General features: G+C 39.7%; 2 protein-coding genes. One reads left to right on the top strand and one right to left on the bottom strand.

Annotation, left to right across the window (positions count from 1 at the left end; all coding sequences use genetic code 11):
• A partial coding sequence (locus J8L97_RS22715; RefSeq protein ID WP_211052998.1) for a hypothetical protein occupies nucleotides 1–448 on the bottom strand: 448 nt, incomplete at its 3' end.
• Between the two features lie 463 nt (nucleotides 449–911).
• Between J8L97_RS22715 and J8L97_RS22710 the strand changes: the two genes are divergently transcribed.
• Entirely contained in the window at nucleotides 912–2,327 is a 1,416-nt protein-coding gene (locus J8L97_RS22710; RefSeq protein ID WP_211052997.1) for an endonuclease/exonuclease/phosphatase family protein, read from the top strand.
• The last annotated feature ends 152 nt before the right edge of the window (nucleotides 2,328–2,479 follow it).

Genomic DNA, 2,479 nt, shown 5'->3' with positions numbered 1-2,479 from the left:
CGCTATTAAAACTAAAAGCACTTAACTCATTAACAATAAAAAGTTTTCCATTTTTCAATGTTGCAGAGACGAGATGAATAGTGAAGCTACTTTCAGCAAGTATCATCCAATATCCATTGACATAACTTAAGCCGAGAATACGCAAATAAGGGAAGCCTTTTTTTGGGCTAATTAATGGCGTTTGGCTGATAAGATCAAACCCTTTGTCGCTATACCGCAACACATCAATAGTGCCACTTTTAGTGTTGGTGCCTTCGCGTGCAAGCCCAGATACGAGCAACACACCATCGTGGTACGCCATTTTATTGTAACGATCTGAACCAAAGGTCTCTTTTAATATTAATGAAGCCGCTTTTTCTTGTGCATTGCCCGCAAACGCGATTAAAAATAGTGTGGTTATTAAGAACGTATTTCTCATTATTAAAGAAATACTTTTGTATATACTCATGAGTTTTCCATGTATTTATTATCATCGAATCCAATCAGGTATTTCCTAAATTACAACTCAGTAAAGTTTGTAGTCTGTTAGTCATGTATGTTACCTGTGGTAAGAGCGCGAAATTATAATCAATTGCTAACTTTGTTTCAATAATATCAACAAAAATTCAAAGTACGCTCTGATCTCAGATAATAAATATCGCATACCGAACCCGCCCGAAAAAGCAACCAGTCGCTAAAATAATGCGCTCCTCTTATCAAATAAAAAGTGTCAAATGACCGATTCAATTACATCTAAACGACCTGTAGCTCACACCAAAAACCCACATTATATTGCCGCCCATTTGTAATTCTCACTTTAAAACCATATGGCTGTGTAAAATAACTGTAAAATCACTTTAATCTGGACTATACCAGATTGTCATTTTTATTTATTAACTTGGTTATGCTCTTTTAATAACCAAGTTAATATTATGAACAAAACACTCAAAGCAAGCTTAGCCACTTTATTATTTGTACCGACGCTTCATGCACAACCTGCGTGTGATACGACCCAAAATCAATTTACCTTAATTAACTGGAACGCATGGGAGATGGGTAACAACACTCGCTACCCATTTTCAGCGGTTAGGCAAAATCTGCTTCAATACAATCCAGATGTGATCACACTGCAAGAAGTTAAGCATTGCGGTAATGGGTTTTATTCTTTATTTCAACCTAACGTTGATTTTAATTATGCCAATATGTGGTGTGCACAAGCTCAAGCATATCCTGGTACTGGCGCAGGTTCAGCGGGAAGTTATGGTATTGGAATTGCCAGTCATTATTCGAGCCTTTCGGATAAAGTACTCCATGAGATTAATGGTAGAACCATATTAGGTGAAAAGTATCAAATTAATGGTAAAGCAATTTGGGTATGGTCGGCGCACACCGCGTTTGTAACAAGCGAAACCGATAAAAAACGACTGCAAAACTTTAATACGATAAGCGCCGTAATTAATGACCATGTGTTACCCAACGAAGCCGTTATATTAACCGGTGATTTTAATGCTAATCTAGATGACCCTTGGGGAAGTAATGACCCTGAGCGAGGTGAAATGCAAGTTTTTTGGGACAATGGTTTTGAAGACCTGTGGCGCGAGCAATACCCTGATATCAACGATAGTTTGGGCTACACATACTACAACATAAGCAGAATTGACTACATTTTAGCGAGAAACCTGCCTGAGCATTGGCATATAGATGCCTTAGAGGTACTCAATAATGTGTGGTGCGAGTTAGGCTTAAATAATGAAGGGAAATCGATAAGTTGTGGTGCGGATGGAAGCATAGATCACGACCCCATACTACTGCGATTTGATACCAGTGATCATGCAAACCAAAAAACACGTATCGCATTGCTAAAAAACACAGGAGCAGAACAAGGCACTGCACACTGGAGTGGTGATATAGAGTCGCTCAACAGCAACGCATGTGATTCCGTACCCGCAGCACACGGCTCGAAGCTTTTCGCTGTCGGGGGAGTATGTACCAATGAAAGTGCGTTAGGCCACGCATCACAGCATGTTGATTTAAACGATTACGCTGCTGATATCCAGCGGGCTAATACAACCTTATACTGGGGTGGCCTGCTTCGTAATTATAATGGCACAGATGTGCCTAGCATGACTGTTTCATTTCATGATGCACAAGGCAACACCCTTGCCTCTCATCCAGCAAGAGGGTCACTGAGGTCGTCTTGGACTTTACAATCAAATAAAGCGTTAGTACCTGAAACCACCAGTTACGCGGTCATACATTTAACAGGGACTCGTCATGGCGGAACAGATAATGATAGCTATTTCGATGAAGTATTTTTAGACATTGAAGTGGCCAGTGGCTGTGAGTAACCTAGCCAGTTAAGCGTATCTTAATCAGTAACGCATAAGAAATAAGCGCTTATAAATATTGAAACGATGAGCACATGCTATCAGTGATAACTATACTACGTGCCCGTGTTATTTTATATCTTGTGCGTTTTATTTCTACAACGCTCTATATC

The sequence above is a fragment of the Pseudoalteromonas sp. MMG012 genome, from assembly GCF_018100875.1.
GTDB lineage: Bacteria > Pseudomonadota > Gammaproteobacteria > Enterobacterales > Alteromonadaceae > Pseudoalteromonas > Pseudoalteromonas aurantia.
Note: the sequence above shows the minus strand (reverse complement) of the source record. Positions and strands in the feature narration are given on the sequence as shown.